Consider the following 15,076-nt stretch of genomic DNA (forward strand, 5'->3'; position numbering starts at 1 on the left):
CTAGAACTGCGTAAAGCCTAGCAACGCTCTGCGAACCGGACCCACCAGGCTCGCAGAGCGTTCGGTCACACTGCCGTGGACGGGTGTGTCACTGATCGGAGTCGACCGTCGCATCGTCCGGGCCTGCGGCCTGGGGACGCGACGACACAGCTGCCGCAGCGGCGCGAACCTGCGGTGCCACGAGCACGATCTGGCCGAGTACACCGTTGACGAAGCCCGGCGAATCGTCGGTGGACAGCTGCTTGGCCAGCTCGACGGCCTCGTCGACAGCAACGACCGGTGGGACGTCGGTGGCGTGGAAGAGCTCCCACACCGCGACCCGCAAGATCGCCCGATCGACTGCGGGCAGGCGGCCGATCGTCCAATCCTTGAGATGATCGGCGATCACGCCGTCCAGTCGGTCCAGGTTCTCTGCCACCCCCTCGACCAGCGTGGAGGTGTACTCACTGACCGGTGCGATCGTGTCGTCGCCGCGCGCGAGTTCGATCCGTTCGCTGGTCAGATTCACCGGGTCGACGTTGCGCGCTTCTGCCTCGAACAGGAAATCCACGGCACGCTTGCGGGCCTTGTGGCGCGCACCCAGCTTCTTCGCGCCGGGGACGCCGTTCTGCGAACCGGAGGATGTCGACTTCTTCGATGACACGTTAGGAGTTCACACGCCCGAGGTAGTTGCCGTCACGGGAATCGACCTTGAGCTTGTCGCCGGTGTTGATGAACAACGGCACCGAGATCTCGGCTCCGGTCTCGAGCGTGGCCGGCTTGGTGCCACCGGTCGAGCGGTCTCCCTGCAGGCCGGGGTCGGTGTGCTTGACCTCGAGCTCGACGGTGACGGGCAGCTCGACGTACAGCGGGACGCCCTCGTGCATCGCGACCTGGACGCGAAGGTTCTCGAGCAGGAATCGCGCGCCGTCGCCGACGGTCGCCTCACCGATGGAGAGCTGATCGTAGGTGTCGGCATCCATGAACACGTAGTCGCTACCGTCGTGGTAGAGGTACGTCATGTCGCGTCGGTCGACCGTTGCGGTCTCGACCTTCACACCGGCGTTGAACGTCTTGTCTACGACCTTGCCCGACAGCACGTTCTTGAGCTTGGTTCGCACGAACGCAGGCCCCTTACCGGGCTTGACGTGCTGAAATTCGATGATCGACCACAGCTGGTTCTCCAGGTTGAGAACCAGTCCGTTCTTGAAATCGCTGGTGGAAGCCACTTGCTTCGCGTCTCCTCAATCGTTTGTGCGCGTGACGCGCCGTCGGTCACGTGCGGGATTCGCTCCCGCCCGCGCGCTAGACGGACGTGAGTTCCTTGCTTGTCAGGGTGAGCAGTTCCGGACCCTCGTCGCGAACGACGAGTGTGTCCTCGATCCGAACGCCGCCGCGGCCGGAGAAGTAGACACCCGGTTCGACGGTGACCGCTGCACCGCTCAGCAGTGTACCGGTGCTCGACTTCGCGATTCCCGGCGCTTCGTGAATTTCGAGGCCGACTCCGTGACCGAGCCCGTGCAGGAAGTACTCGCCGTACCCTGCCTCCTCGATGACCGACCGCGATGCGGCGTCGACCGAAGCGGTCTCGATACCGGGTGCCAGCGCCTCGCGACCTGCGGCCTGCGACCGCTGCACCAGTTCGTACAGCTCGCGCTGCCACTGCGCCGGCTCGCCGATGACGAAGGTGCGCGTCATGTCCGAGTGGTACCCGGCCACCAGCGCGCCGAAGTCCAGCTTCACGAAGTCCCCCTCGGCCAGTACGGCGTCGGTCGGCCGGTGATGCGGCACCGCGGAGTTCGCCCCGGCGGCAACGATGGTCTCGAACGAGACGGCGTCGGCACCGTGATCGAGCATCAGCGATTCGAGCTCGCGAGCCACCTCACGCTCGGTCCGGCCCGCGCGAATCCCGCCGCCGCTCAGAAGCTCGGCGAGCGCGTCGTCGGCGGCGCGGCACGCGTCTCGAAGCACACCCACCTCGTACTCGTCCTTGACCATGCGCAGCGATTCCACGACTCCCGGCGCACGCACCAGTTCGAGGCCGCCGTCGAGCTCGGCCCACGCCCGATGGGCGTCGACCGTGACCACATGACTCTCGAAGCCGACACGGGTGCCGCGACCGGAAATACCGGAACCGAGCAGGTGCAGCGCCGACGGGCGGTCGATCTCTGCGCGCAGATCGGGAACCTGCTCGGCGACCTGGGTGACGTAGCGGCCGTCGGTGCAGATCACTGTTCGCTCGTCACCTCCGGTCGACACGAGCAGCGCGGCATTCGAGCCGGTGAAGCCGGTCAGGTAGCGCACATTGAGCAGGTCGGTGATCAGAATCGAGTCGAGGCCGTCCTGGGTCAACAGCTCTCGCAAGGCACCGCGGCGGGCGCCGAAATCAGCAGACATGTTCCCGACATTACTGGTCGGCCGTCAACGGATCGGGAGCCTCGGCTGCGCCGCCCCCACTGCGAACCTGTGGGCCCCGACACACAATCGGCCACGTGCGGATATGCTGTGCCGCATGACTGGGTGGGCAGTGCGTGGCATAGGTATGGCTTTGATCAACGTCGTCGCTCGACTGCTGCTGGGGGCAGCGGTGTCGATGTGGCCTCTGAGCGGTTCGGCGCTGCGATGGGTGGCGTATGCCCTCGTCGTGCTCGTCATCGCCGTCTGGGCCGGCATCGACGGGATCCGCGACCGACGCAGGAACCCCGACCCGGACAAGGGCGAGGACCTGACGATGGTCTGGCTGAAGGCTGCTGTGGTCGGCGGACTGCTCGCCGGATTGCTCAGTTGGATCATCGATTTCTTCGTCGACTTCAGCCTGGGTCAGAACGGACTGATCTTCGAGCTGACCTCGGGCGCAGCGTTCACGATCCTGACGGTGTTCGTCGTCGCGAGCATCGCGATGTTCGTCGGCAGGCAGATCGTCAACCGCGAGGCGAAGAAGAAGTTGGCCACCTCCGACGCCGAGCGAGCACACGAGCGCCAGCTGGTGAACGCGGGCTCGGCCGAGCAGGCGGACCGGGCGGGCACGCGGTCGCAGGCCGAACCGCAATGGGCACCCGAGCACGGCGAGGCCGACACCGAGGTGTTCTCGGCTGTCGACGCCGACGGCAAGCCCCGGATGGACAAGCGCGGCAACCGTCGCGGGAGCGCCGACGCCTCCTGATCCACGCGACACACGTCCAACGGGCGGTGGTCGATGCAGTGTTTGCATCGACCACCGCCCGTTGTGTGTTCGGAGTGTGTCCCAGGCCTACAACACCCGGATCTACAACATGATGGCGGAACCACCGGCCGCCGGAGCCTCGCGCCCCACAGCCGAGAAAGCCGCGACGAGCAGAGCCGGATCCGGGCCCTCGAGTCGACCGGGCTTGGCCAATCCGTCCAGGACGACGAATCGAAGCAAGCCTGCGCGGTTCTTCTTGTCCGTCTGCATTCCCTTGAGCAGATCCGCGAACGCGTGCTCGTCGTAGGTCACCGGCAGGCCGACCGATTCGAGAATCGCCCGATGGCGGTCCGCGGTCGCGTCGTCGAGCCGGCCCGCCAGACGACCGAGCTCGGCGGCAAACACGAGCCCGACCGACACCGCAGCTCCGTGCCGCCAGCGATACTGCTCGCGTCGCTCGATGGCGTGGGCGAGGGTGTGCCCGTAGTTCAGGATCTCCCGTAGATTCGATTCCCGCAGATCGGCGGCCACGACCCTGGCCTTGACTTCCACGGACCGTCTGATGAGCTCCGGCAGTACGTCGCCGGTCGGATCGAGCGCCGCAGCGGGGTCTGATTCGATGATGTCCAGAATCACCGGGTCGGCGATGAAGCCGGTCTTGATCACCTCGGCCAGGCCCGACACGATCTCGTTCTTCGGCACGGTCTCGAGTGTCGCGAGGTCGACCAGCACCGCGGCCGGTTCGTGGAACGAGCCGACCAGGTTCTTGCCGGCATCGGTGTTGATTCCGGTCTTTCCACCGACGGCGGCGTCGACCATGGCCAGCAGAGTCGTCGGAACGTGGACGATTCGAACGCCGCGCATCCACGTCGCCGCCACGAAACCGGCGAGATCGGTGGCCGCGCCGCCGCCGAGCGAGACGATGGCGTCACTTCTGGTCAGGCCGATGCGTCCCAGTACCTCCCAGCAGAATCCGGCGACCGCGAGGTCCTTGCCGTCCTCGGCGTCCGGAACTTCGATGCGGTGTGCATCGATCCCCTTGTCCGCCAATGCAGCTCGCACTGCTTCGGCCGTCTCGGCCAGGGGTGGCTGATGGAAGATCGCGACCGTCGCGGTTCCGGCGAGCTCGTCGACGAGGTCCGTCAACAGGCCTCGGCCGATGATCACCGGGTACGGGTTGGCACTCTCGACCTGGACGCGTACGGGCTCTGTCATCGAATCACCTTCATCTACTGGGGGTTTCGTCGTTCACTTCGCGAACGGGCACCGGTGCGAGAGCAGTGAGCTTGGCCACCAACTGATTCACGACTCGGGCCGGACTACGACTGTCCGTCCGCACTCGCACGGTGGCAACCGAGCGATAGAGGGGGCGGCGGTGACGCATCAATTCCTGGTACTTGGCGCGCGGGTCCGGGCCCGCGAGCAGTGGCCGAGACGTGTTGGCTCCAGTTCGCCGAAGCCCCTCCGACACACTGATTTCCAGATAGACCACAGTGTGCGCGGCGAGCAGCTTTCGGGTTGCAGCCGACAATACGGCTCCGCCGCCGAGGGAAAGAATGCCGTCGTGCGAGGCCAGGGCATCGGCGACGATCCGCTCTTCGATCTCGCGAAATGCAGGCTCACCGTCGTGCGAGAAGATATCGGCGATGGTTCGCCCGGCTTTTCGTTCGATGGCCACGTCGGTATCGAACAGATCCAGATTCAACGCCTGGGCCAGTCGCCGTCCGATGGTCGATTTTCCTGCACCCGGCGGTCCGACGAGGACCGCGTACGGGCTCATCGCGGAGGTCGGGCGGCGGTGCCCTTCACGTAGTGGTCGACGTTGCTCGTCGTCTCCGCCAGCGAATCCCCACCGAACTTCTCCAACGCTGCCTGCGCGAGTACAAGGGCAACCATCGTCTCCGCCACGACTCCGGCGGCCGGAACAGCGCACACGTCCGAGCGCTGGTGGATGGCAACCGCTTCGTCGCCGGTCGACATGTCCACCGTCGACAGCGCGCGGGGAACCGTGGAGATGGGCTTCATCGCGGCGCGCACCCGCAGAGCCTCACCGTTGGTCATTCCGCCTTCGATCCCGCCCGCGCGGTTCGTCGAGCGGAGAATTCCGTCGGGCCCTGGCTTGATCTCGTCGTGTGCGACACTGCCGCGTCGGCGCGCGGTCTCGAAACCGTCGCCCACCTCGACACCCTTGATCGCCTGGATGCCCATCAGCGCAGCCGCCAGTCTGGCGTCGAGCTTGCGTTCACCCGAGACGAACGAGCCGAGGCCGACCGGCAGTCCGTGCACGACGACCTCGACGATGCCGCCGAGGGTGTCGCCGTCTTTCTTGGCGGCTTCGATCTCGGCGATCATGGACTCCTCGGCGGCCTTGTCGAAGGCCCGCACCGGAGACTCGTCGATGGCATCGATGTCCGCGCCCGCGGGCGGCGGGCCGACGTAGGGATCCGAGGCACCGATGGAGATCACGTGCGAGACGACGTCGATGCCGAACGCCTGCTTCAGGAACAGCCGCGCGACCGTTCCGATCGCCACCCGCGCCGCGGTCTCACGCGCACTGGCACGCTCGAGCACCGGACGTGCGTCGTCGAAGCCGTACTTGAGCATCCCGGAGAAATCGGCATGCCCGGGTCGTGGTCGAGTCAGTGGAGAGTTACGGGCCAGATCGGCGAGGACGGCCTCGTCGACGGGGTCGGCCGACATCACGTGTTCCCACTTCGGCCATTCGGTGTTGCCGACCTCGATCGCCACCGGCCCGCCCATGGTCCGGCCGTGACGAACGCCGCCCGTGAGGGTCACCTTGTCCGCTTCGAACTTCATGCGGGCACCGCGGCCGTAACCGAGGCGACGGCGAGCGAGTTGGCGAGCAATGTCGTCCGAGGTCACCTCGACTCCCGCGACCATTCCTTCGAGGATGGCGACGAGAGCGGGTCCGTGGGATTCTCCGGCAGTTATCCAGCGCAGCACTCGAACATCTTTTCACGCCGTGGCCGCCGCAACTGCCAGCAGGGTGGCCGCGCACATCGACGGCCCGTGCGCGATGCGCGCCCGGGGGTATCCGCAGGCCGCCGCGATCGACCCCACCACGGCTGTGGCCACCGGCGCCGACAACGCCGCGACGGTCCACCCGGCTGTACCGCCCAGGCAAGCGATCGAACCCACCGACCAGGCGAGCTTGACGTCACCCGCGCCGAACGCCCTCGGCGCACCGAGATGAACCACGAGGTAGATGCCGAACAGCAGCCCGCCGCCCAGCAGCGCCTGAGCCGAACCCGTCGCCACCAGCACTGCCGGAACCACGACCGCACCGGGAACGGTCAACACGTTCGGCAGCCGGCGACACCCCAGGTCGACGGCGATCAGCGCTGCGAACCACCACGTCAGTACGCACCAGGTGATCAGCCCCCACGACGCGGCATGCGGGCTGTCCCAGAACCGCCACCACGCCCACCCGGATCCGAGGACACACAGCGCCGGTAGAAGACGCGGCTCCCATCGACGCAACGCGACGCGCAGCACCACACCGGCGACAGCACCGACCGTGACAGCAACACCCAGACTCCACATAACTCGAAGCGTCGCACCGAGACGAACCGAGTCGCGCGCACAATCCAGGTCACGAAAAGACCTGTGGACAACCGCCGCCCTGTGAACAACCGTCGCCCTGTGCACAGCCGATGATCGACGGGTGCCGACGGAGGTTGCCAGTCGGCCGACAAAAGAACGCGGCTACAGAACGACGCCGAGCGCCTCTCGCATGGCCGATCGTGGTGCCGGCATACCGGTGAATTGCTCTACCTGCCCGTAGGCCTGGTTGAGCAGCATCGACAGTCCGCTGATGACGGTTCCGCCGGCGTCGTCGACCGCAGCGGCGAGTGCGGTCGGCCAGGGGTCGTAGATCGCATCGAGTACGACGGGTGCCCGGCCGAGAGCGGCCGCGAAGGGGGCAACTCCGGCTGCGGGCACGGTGCTGACCAGCACGGCCGACGCCGCTGCGACGTCGGCGAGCCCGGGATCGCTGAACTGTGCGAAGTCGGCGCGGAGCCCGGCGGCCACCGCGCACTCGAGAGTGGCCGTCGCACGATCGGCCGATCGAGCAACCACCGTGACCGACGCGGCACCCAGTGTTGCCAGTGCCACGATCGCGGGTCTCGACGTACCTCCTGCACCCACCACCGTCACGGCGGCACCGGTCAGATCGTCGATTCCAGCATCTCGCAGTGCGCCGACGACACCGTCCACGTCCGTGCAGTCCGCCCGCCATCCCGACGCCGTCCGCAGCAGAGTGTTGGCCGACCCGGCCAGGACGGCGCGTTCGGTACGTTCCGACGCGTACGTCAGAGCGGCGACCTTGCCGGGCATTGTCACCGACACGCCGACCCAATCCGGCCCGAAACCGTCGACCAGTCCGGGAAGTTGCTCGGCCGTGCACTCGATTCGGTCGTAGGTCCACTCGTCGAGGCCGAGGGCGCGGTAGGCCGCCCGATGAAGCACCGGTGACTTCGAGTGCTCGATCGGGCTGCCGAGTACGGCGGCACGCATGTCAGCGGCCGCTGTCGAGGAATCCGGCTTCCACCTTGCCGATGTTGGCCAGGTGCTCGTCGTAACTACGGGTGAACAGCGTCTCCCCAGCCTGGTTGATGGTCACGAAGTACAGCCAGTCTCCGTCGGCCGGCATCTCGACGGCCTGTACCGCACCGATGCTCGGGGACGAGATCGGAGTGGCGGGCAGCCCTTCGCTGGCATAGGTGTTCCAGGGCGTCACCGTGGCGCGATCGGCGTCGGTGGTGGCCACCTCGGTGGTGTCGAGCGAGTAGTTCACCGTCGAGTCGAATTCGAGCTTCTGCGGCACCGCGAGACGGTTGAGGATCACCCTCGCCACTTTGCTGAAGTCCTGCGGCAGGGATTCACGCTCCACCAGCGAGGCCGCAACGAGTGTGTCGTACGGGGTAAGTCCGGAGTTGCTGCCCGCGGTGAGGATTCCGGTGTCCTCGTACCGGGTGGCGCTCTCGGACACCAGTTGTTTCAGGATGTCCGCAGGAGCGGCGCTGGGATCGAAGTCCCACGTTCCGGCGGCGATCAGACCTTCGAGCTGGCGGTCTCGGTCCGGCACGCCCTCGACGCGGTCGGTTGCCCACTGCGGCACTCCCAGGGCCGCCGGATCGTCGACTGCTCCTGCTGCGTTGAGATCGTCGTAGCTGATGCACGTCGGACTGCCACTGCCGGTCCGATCCACACAGCTGGCCTCGGAGATCAGCGTGTAGATCCCCTTCTTGACCGAACCGGTGTTCACGTCTCTCGCGTCGTGCAGTTGACGCCCCTCCGAGATGACCATGTTTCCCACCCGCGAGGCAGGATCCACCAGCTCCTCGACCGCGCGGGAAGCCGGAACACCGCTGGTGAGCAGGTAAAAGCCCGGCTGGACCGACGTGATCGCATTGTTCTGCAGCGCAGCTTCGAGGAACGCTCCGGAACTCGCCACCACGCCCTTGTCCGCAGCCTCGGTACCGATTTGCTGGGCGGTGTCGTTGGGATGGACCTGAATCACAACTCCGTCACCGGACGAACCGGCCGCGAAGTCCTCGTTCGGTGTCGTTCGATTCCCGAACTTGTTCACTGCGAAGTACCCCCCTCCTGCCACGGCGACGACCAACAGCAGCCCGAGAACCAGGGCGACGACTCGGCCACGACGCTTCCGGCTGGACGCGGCGCGTTCCCTGCGACCGGCGGCGCGGCTCCGACCCACGGCCTGCGGCATCGCTCCGGCATCCGGGTCGACTGCCGGGCCACCGCCGGCCTCGCGGTCCGCACGACGGGTGCCCTGCGTATGCGGTTCACTGCGTTGCGGCGGCCGGGACCGATTCATACTCCGGTGGAACTCACTGCCCTCGTCCACGCGATACCCGATCGGATCGGTGTGGGCCTCGTCCGGGGCCACCCGCCGTCGACCCCGATCATCGGACCCATGGTTGCTCACTCGTCGACCTCCGTCGATCCTGAATTCGTCGTTGCTCGGTGCGCCGCGGCCCGTCGTTCGTCGAGCCAACCCTGCAGTATCGCTACCGCGGCGGCCTGGTCGATGACCGATCGCTGATCCTTCGCGCGCACACCACTCTCCCGTAAGGCACGCGACGCGCTCACCGTAGTCAGTCTCTCGTCGGCCATGCGAATCGGCACGCCGCCCAACCGCCTGTGCAGAGAACGGCCGAATCTCTCCGCCGCGTCGACTGCACTTCCACGTTCACCGCGCAACGTGCGAGGCAGTCCGATGACGACCTCGACGGCCTCGTACTCGGCAATGATCTCCGCCACCCGGACGACGTCCGGCGCATCGGGTCCCTTGACCTTGGACCGCGGCACCGTTTCGACGGGCGTCGCGAGGACGCCGTCGGGGTCGGACGACGCGATGCCGATGCGAACGCTCCCGACGTCGATGCCGATGCGTCTGCCGCGGCCCGGATCGTCGACGCCGGGTCGATCGGGGCCTCGCCCCTGAGTCGGCACGATCGTCAGTGGGTGGTGAGTTCGGTCAATCGCGCCCGAGCGGCGTCGATCCCTGCGGCGATGCCCGCGACATCCGAGCCCGATCCCTGGGCGAGTTCGGGCTTGCCACCACCTCGGCCACCGATGCTCGGACCGAACGACGCGACCAGCTCGCCGGCCGCGATTCCGGTCTCCTGGGCGGCCTTGTTCACCGAGACCACGAACGGGACCTTGCCGCCGACCGTGCCGAACAGCACGACGACGGCCGGATCGGTGCCGAGTCGGCCGCGGATGTCGGTGGCGAGCGTCCGCAGGTCGTTGCCGCCGACGCCGTCGGGTGCCTGCGCGACGACTGCTCGTACGTCACCGAACCGTTCGGCTTTGCCGACGTACTCTCCCGCCGAGGCCAGTACGGCCGCGGCTTTGACCGACTCCAGTTCCTTCTCGGCGACCCGAAGACGTTCGACCAGATTCTCGATGCGCGCCGGCACCTCCTCGGACGGGACCTTCAACGACGACGCGACGCCGGCCAACAGCGCGCGTTCCTTCGCCAGGTAGCGGTACGAGTCGAGGCCGACGAAGGCTTCGACGCGGCGTACTCCCGAGCCGACCGAGGATTCGCCGAGGATGGTGACCGGACCGATCTGCGACGAGTGTTGGACGTGAGTGCCACCGCACAGTTCCATCGAGAACGGCCCGCCGATCTCGACCACGCGGACCTCGTCGCCGTAGTTCTCGCCGAACAGCGCCATGGCCCCCATCTTCTTGGCGCTGTCGAGGTCGGTGACGAGGGTGTTGACCTCGTAGTCCGAGCCGACCGCATCGTTGGCGACATTCTCGATGTCGTCGCGCTGCGCCTCGGACAACGAGCCCTGCCAGGAGAAGTCGAAGCGCAGGTACCCCGGCTTGTTCAGCGAGCCTGCCTGCGTCGCATTGGGTCCGAGCACCTGGCGCAGTGCAGCGTGGACCATGTGCGTGCCCGAGTGCCCTTGGGTGGCGCCCTTGCGCCAGGCGTGGTCGACGTCGACGTGCACCGTGTCGCCCTCGGTGATCTGGCCGGCGTCGACCACGGACTTGTGGGTCCATACCTTCTTGGCGATCTTCTGCACATCGTTGACCTTGACGGTCAGGCCGGGTGCGGTGATGGTGCCGATGTCGGCGATCTGACCACCGGATTCCGCGTACAGCGGGCTGCGGTCGAGGATGATCTCCACGCTCTCGCCGGCGACCGCGGTCGGAACCCGAACGCCGTTGGAGATCAACGCGAGAACCGTTGCCTCGGAACCGAGTTCGTCGAACCCGGTGAACTCGGTCGGCGAACCGTCGACGAAATCCTTGTAGACGGTGAGGTCGGCGTGTGCATGCTTGCGCGCGCGGGCGTCCTCTTTGGCGCGAGTGCGTTGCTCGGCCATCAACGAGCGGAATCCGTCTTCGTCCACGGACAGTCCGGCCTCGGCGGCCATTTCGAGCGTCAGGTCGATCGGGAACCCGTAGGTGTCGTGCAGCGCGAAGGCTTCGGCGCCGCCGATCTTTTTCGCGCCCGACGCCTTGACGGCCTCCGCGGCACCCTCGAACAGCCGCGAGCCCGACGTCAGGGTCTTGAGGAAGGCGGTCTCCTCCCCCACTGCGACGGTGAGGATGCGATCGAAGTCCGTGACCAGGTTGGGGTACGACTCGGCCATGGTGTCGCGGACGACGGTGATGAACTGCGCCATCGTCTCGTCGGGTGCGCCGAGGAGTCGCGCGGATCGGACGATGCGACGCAGCAGGCGCCGAAGCACGTAGCCGCGGCCGTCGTTGCCGGGATTGACTCCATCGGAGATCAGCAATGCAGCGGTGCGCGCGTGGTCGGCGATGACGCGGAAGCGGACGTCGTCGTCGTGGTTACTGCCGTAGGTCCGACCCGACAGCTCCTCTGCCTTGGCGATGACCGGCCGCACGAGATCGGTCTCGTACACGTTGTCGACGCCTTGGAGCAGGAATGCGACGCGCTCGACGCCCATGCCGGTGTCGATGTTCTTCTTCGGCAGTGGGCCGAGGATCTCGAAATCGTCCTTGCTGATGCCTTGGCCGCGTTCGTTCTGCATGAAGACGAGGTTCCAGATTTCGATGTACCGGTCCTCGTCGGCTTCGGGGCCGCCTTCGGCACCGAACTCGGGGCCTCGGTCGTAGTAGATCTCCGAGCAGGGCCCACAGGGTCCGGGGATTCCCATGGACCAGTAGTTGTCGGCCATTCCACGACGTTGGATGCGTTCGTCGGGCAGACCGGCGATCTCCTTCCACAGCTCGATCGCCTCGTCGTCGTCGAGGTAGGCCGTGGCCCAGATCCGCTCGGGATCGAACCCGTAGCCGCCGTCTTCGACGCTGTCGGTCAGCAGGGTCCAGGCATGCTTGATCGCGTCGCGCTTGAAGTAATCGCCGAACGAGAAGTTTCCGGCCATCTGGAAGAACGTGTTGTGCCGAGTGGTGATACCGACGTTCTCGATGTCGAGGGTGCGCACGCACTTCTGGACGCTCGTCGCCGTCTTGTACGGCGGCGTCTGCTGCCCGAGGAAGAACGGCACGAAGGGAACCATGCCCGCGTTGACGAACAGCAGGTTGGGATCGTCGAGGATCAACGACGCACTGGGTACTTCGGTGTGTCCCGCCTTCACGAAATGGTCGAGGAAACGCCTGCGGATCTCATGGGTCTGCACTGATACAGGTTAGCGTCGTCAGACCCTGTGCCGATTCGAGGGCCTATCGGCCTCGGATGATGCGCCGCAGTTTCCCCACCCTGGTCGCGATTTCGCGCTCGGCACCGTGTTCGGTGGGCTCGTAGTAGTTCACGCCCACCAGTTCGTCGGGCGGATACTGTTGCCCCAGCACGCCACCCGGACTGCTGTGCGGGTATTTGTATCCGACCGCGTTGCCCAACCCCTGGGCACCCTTGTAGTGGCCGTCGCGCAGATGCGGAGGCACCGATCCGGACTTGCCTGCGGCGACGTCCGCCATGGCCGCTCCGAGGGCGCCGATCACGGCACCGGACTTGGGCGCTGTCGCCAGGTGAATGGTTGCCTGCGCCAGCGCCAGTCGCGCCTCCGGCATCCCGATCATCTGCACGGCACTCGCCGCGGCGGTGGCCGTCTGCAGTGCGGTGGGATCGGCCATCCCGATGTCCTCGCTCGCATGGACGACGAGCCGCCGCGCGATGAAACGGGCGTCCTCCCCCGCGGTGATCATGCGCGCGAGGTAATGGAGTGCGGCATCGACGTCGGATCCCCTGATCGACTTGATGAACGCGCTGATGACGTCGTAGTGCTGGTCGCCGTCACGGTCGTAGCGCACCGCGGCCTTGTCGACACTGGCCTCGACCGTCGCGAGGTCCAGCGTTCCGTCGGTTGCGGCGCCCGCTGCCGCCTCGAGGGCCGTCAACGCTCGGCGGGCGTCACCGGCGGAAAGCCGCACCAGGTGATCCATTGCGTCCTCGGCGATGGTCACCGCACCGTCCAGGCCTCGGGGATCGTTGGCCGCACGGGTCAGCAACAGTTCGATGTCCTCGGAGCCGAGCGGCTGCAATTGCAGCACCAGCGATCTCGACAGCAGTGGTGACACCACAGAAAAGGACGGATTCTCCGTCGTGGCGGCCACGAGCAACACGATTCGGTTCTCGACGGCGGCGAGCAGTGCGTCCTGCTGGGTCTTGGAGAAACGGTGGACCTCGTCGATGAACAACACGGTCTGCTCACCGGACAACAGCCGGCGGCGCGCGAGTTCGATGACGTTGCGCACTTCCTTGACCCCGGCCGACAGGGCGGACAACGCCTCGAACTTGCGACCGGTCGCCCCCGAGATCAACGACGCCAGCGTGGTTTTCCCTGTTCCGGGCGGGCCGTACAGCATCACCGAGGACGCTCCGGATCCCTCGACGAGACGACGCAACGGTGCGCCGGGTGCCAGCAGATGAGACTGTCCGACGACCTCGTCGAGCGTCGTCGGTCGCATGCGTACCGCGAGCGGTGCGTCGGGTCGCGTGTACGTGGAAGTAGGACGGGGCTCGTCGATCATCGGATCCGGTGCCGCGGGCGGATCGAACAATCCGTCGCCGTCCGACTCGTCGTCCGAGATGTCACTTCCGAAACCGCCGCTCACCGGTCGAACGCTACCGATTCGACGGTACGAAAGGCGAACGCGTTCGCGCTCAGCGGTCCCGCTTCGCCCGCAGAGCGGACACGACCGACTCGGCGTAGTCGGCGATATCGGGCTCTCCCGAACGCACTGCGCTGTCCTGGAGCACCGACCAACGCGAAATCAGCGCCTGCGACCGCGGTACCGACAGCTGATGTGCGCGCGCCGCGGCAATTCGAGTGTGATCGTCGGGTAGGAACCAGTACGTGGTCAGCCACACCCAGATCAACCTCGCGTCGAGCAGCTTGGTCGCCAGCACGTGGTCGTCCGCCAGTGCAGGCCAGATGCCGACGACCTCCGAACGCCACGCGTCGATCATGGCCTGCTCGCGATCGTGCGAGAGCTCGAAACTGCACAGACACCCCGGGAACGACGCCAACGCGTACGTGATGTCGAGAGTGGCGTCTCGAAAACCGCCCCACTCGTAGTCGAGGAATCGAACGCCTTCGTCGTTGACGATGATGTTGTCGGGACACAGATCCGACGGGCTGAAGGCACGGAACGCCCCGTGAGCGAACAGCCGTCCGCTGCGCGAGACCCGTTCGAGAAGGACGTCCGGTGGTGCCCCTACTCCGAGCAATCCGGTCAACATGCCGGGTACCGCGGCGAGAGCGTCGGGTATCTGCGCGGAAATTCCGTCAGCCGAGTCGGGCTGGCCGACCCGCCGAAGCAATGCTGCGAAATCGTCCTCACGGCCCACGGTTGCCGCATGCATGCGCCCGAGCGCCTGAGCCATGGCCATCAACGAGTTGGTGACCATCGATGCATCGGAACTGCGCAGCAGCGTGGGGATCGCACTGGCGTCACCGAGGTCGCTCAGAATCAACAGCCGAGCATCGAGATCGTAGGCGTGCAGCTCCGGCCCCGGCCTGCTGTCGGTGGCCAGCGCATTCGCGAACTGGTACGAGGCGGCCTCGCGCAGAAATGCACTCGACCCGGCGACATCGGTGAGCTCGGAATGCAGCTCCGATTCTCCGGGAAGATCGCGCACCTGCTTGACGACAAGGGTTCGCGGAAGCTGAAAAGGATTCTCGGACACCTTCACTCGCAACACGATGGCTTGGCCACTACCCCCGAGGTCGACGGGATCGATCAGCGTCACCGGTGCCCCGGTGCGCTTGGTCAGTAGTCGCTGGGCTGCTGCCACTACCTCGGATACAGGGTCTGCAAGTGTTGCGGTCATCGTTGTCCAAGCTACCTGTTCGCTACGTCGTACTGTGCCGTGTCGCCGGCTACGAAAGAGACACGATTGTCCGTTTTGCGGCTTTCGAGATCCTGTTCGTAGAC

The 15,076-nt window shown here is 66.3% G+C and carries 14 protein-coding genes; 1 reads left to right on the forward strand and 13 read right to left on the reverse strand.

The genetic code is table 11. From position 1 onward, the window contains the following. Positions 1-88 precede the first annotated feature (88 nt). The 3 genes from nusB to VF34_RS16980 form a co-directional block, all read right to left on the reverse strand. Positions 89-643, reverse strand: coding sequence for a transcription antitermination factor NusB (gene nusB / locus VF34_RS16970; protein WP_032370491.1), 555 nt, complete (start codon positions 641-643; stop codon positions 89-91). A gap of 1 nt (position 644) precedes the next feature. Further along, the gene (gene efp, locus VF34_RS16975) at positions 645-1,208 is read right to left on the reverse strand and encodes an elongation factor P (protein WP_027496978.1); all 564 of its coding nucleotides are present in this window, start codon (positions 1,206-1,208) and stop codon (positions 645-647) included. 76 nt (positions 1,209-1,284) lie between these two features. Next, a complete protein-coding gene (locus VF34_RS16980) occupies positions 1,285-2,376 on the reverse strand; it encodes a M24 family metallopeptidase (RefSeq protein WP_032372481.1) in 1,092 nt (363 codons plus the stop codon). Positions 2,377-2,491: 115 nt separating this feature from the next. Between VF34_RS16980 and VF34_RS16985 the strand changes: the two genes are divergently transcribed. After that, the gene (locus VF34_RS16985) at positions 2,492-3,142 is read left to right on the forward strand and encodes a B-4DMT family transporter (protein ID WP_032372786.1); all 651 of its coding nucleotides are present in this window, start codon (positions 2,492-2,494) and stop codon (positions 3,140-3,142) included. A gap of 102 nt (positions 3,143-3,244) precedes the next feature. On the opposite strand, the gene aroB is transcribed toward VF34_RS16985, so the two are convergent. The 10 genes from aroB to VF34_RS17035 form a co-directional block, all read right to left on the reverse strand. Beyond that, on the reverse strand, positions 3,245-4,357 hold the full coding sequence (gene aroB, locus VF34_RS16990; protein WP_032372482.1) for a 3-dehydroquinate synthase: 1,113 nt from the start codon (positions 4,355-4,357) through the stop codon (positions 3,245-3,247). A 10-nt stretch (positions 4,358-4,367) separates the two neighbouring features. Beyond that, a complete protein-coding gene (locus VF34_RS16995) occupies positions 4,368-4,922 on the reverse strand; it encodes a shikimate kinase (RefSeq protein WP_032372483.1) in 555 nt (184 codons plus the stop codon). After that, positions 4,919-6,106 carry a chorismate synthase gene (gene aroC, locus VF34_RS17000; protein ID WP_032372484.1) on the reverse strand — a complete coding sequence of 396 codons (1,188 nt, stop codon included), beginning with the start codon at positions 6,104-6,106 and terminating at the stop codon, positions 4,919-4,921. Before aroC ends, VF34_RS16995 begins: the two co-directional genes overlap by 4 nt. 12 nt (positions 6,107-6,118) lie before the next feature. Then, on the reverse strand, positions 6,119-6,706 hold the full coding sequence (locus VF34_RS17005) for a prepilin peptidase (protein WP_052062822.1): 588 nt from the start codon (positions 6,704-6,706) through the stop codon (positions 6,119-6,121). Between the two features lie 162 nt (positions 6,707-6,868). Then, positions 6,869-7,681 (reverse strand): shikimate dehydrogenase, encoded by an 813-nt coding sequence (locus tag VF34_RS17010; RefSeq protein ID WP_032372485.1) that lies wholly within the window; start codon positions 7,679-7,681, stop codon positions 6,869-6,871. Position 7,682: 1 nt separating this feature from the next. Next, positions 7,683-9,116 (reverse strand): endolytic transglycosylase MltG, encoded by a 1,434-nt coding sequence (locus VF34_RS17015; RefSeq protein ID WP_080730204.1) that lies wholly within the window; start codon positions 9,114-9,116, stop codon positions 7,683-7,685. Beyond that, positions 9,113-9,646 carry a Holliday junction resolvase RuvX gene (gene ruvX, locus VF34_RS17020; RefSeq protein WP_032372486.1) on the reverse strand — a complete coding sequence of 178 codons (534 nt, stop codon included), beginning with the start codon at positions 9,644-9,646 and terminating at the stop codon, positions 9,113-9,115. The genes VF34_RS17015 and ruvX overlap by 4 nt, the downstream gene beginning before the upstream one ends. A 2-nt stretch (positions 9,647-9,648) precedes the next feature. After that, the gene (alaS, locus tag VF34_RS17025) at positions 9,649-12,318 is read right to left on the reverse strand and encodes an alanine--tRNA ligase (protein WP_032372487.1); all 2,670 of its coding nucleotides are present in this window, start codon (positions 12,316-12,318) and stop codon (positions 9,649-9,651) included. A 43-nt stretch (positions 12,319-12,361) separates the two neighbouring features. Beyond that, complete coding sequence (locus VF34_RS17030) at positions 12,362-13,669, reverse strand: replication-associated recombination protein A (RefSeq protein ID WP_442970689.1); 1,308 nt, start codon at positions 13,667-13,669, stop codon at positions 12,362-12,364. A 133-nt stretch (positions 13,670-13,802) separates the two neighbouring features. After that, complete coding sequence (locus VF34_RS17035; RefSeq protein ID WP_032372489.1) at positions 13,803-14,972, reverse strand: protein kinase family protein; 1,170 nt, start codon at positions 14,970-14,972, stop codon at positions 13,803-13,805. Positions 14,973-15,076 lie beyond the last annotated feature (104 nt).

It is taken from the genome of Rhodococcus sp. PML026 (genome assembly GCF_000963615.1).
GTDB lineage: Bacteria > Actinomycetota > Actinomycetes > Mycobacteriales > Mycobacteriaceae > Rhodococcoides > Rhodococcoides fascians.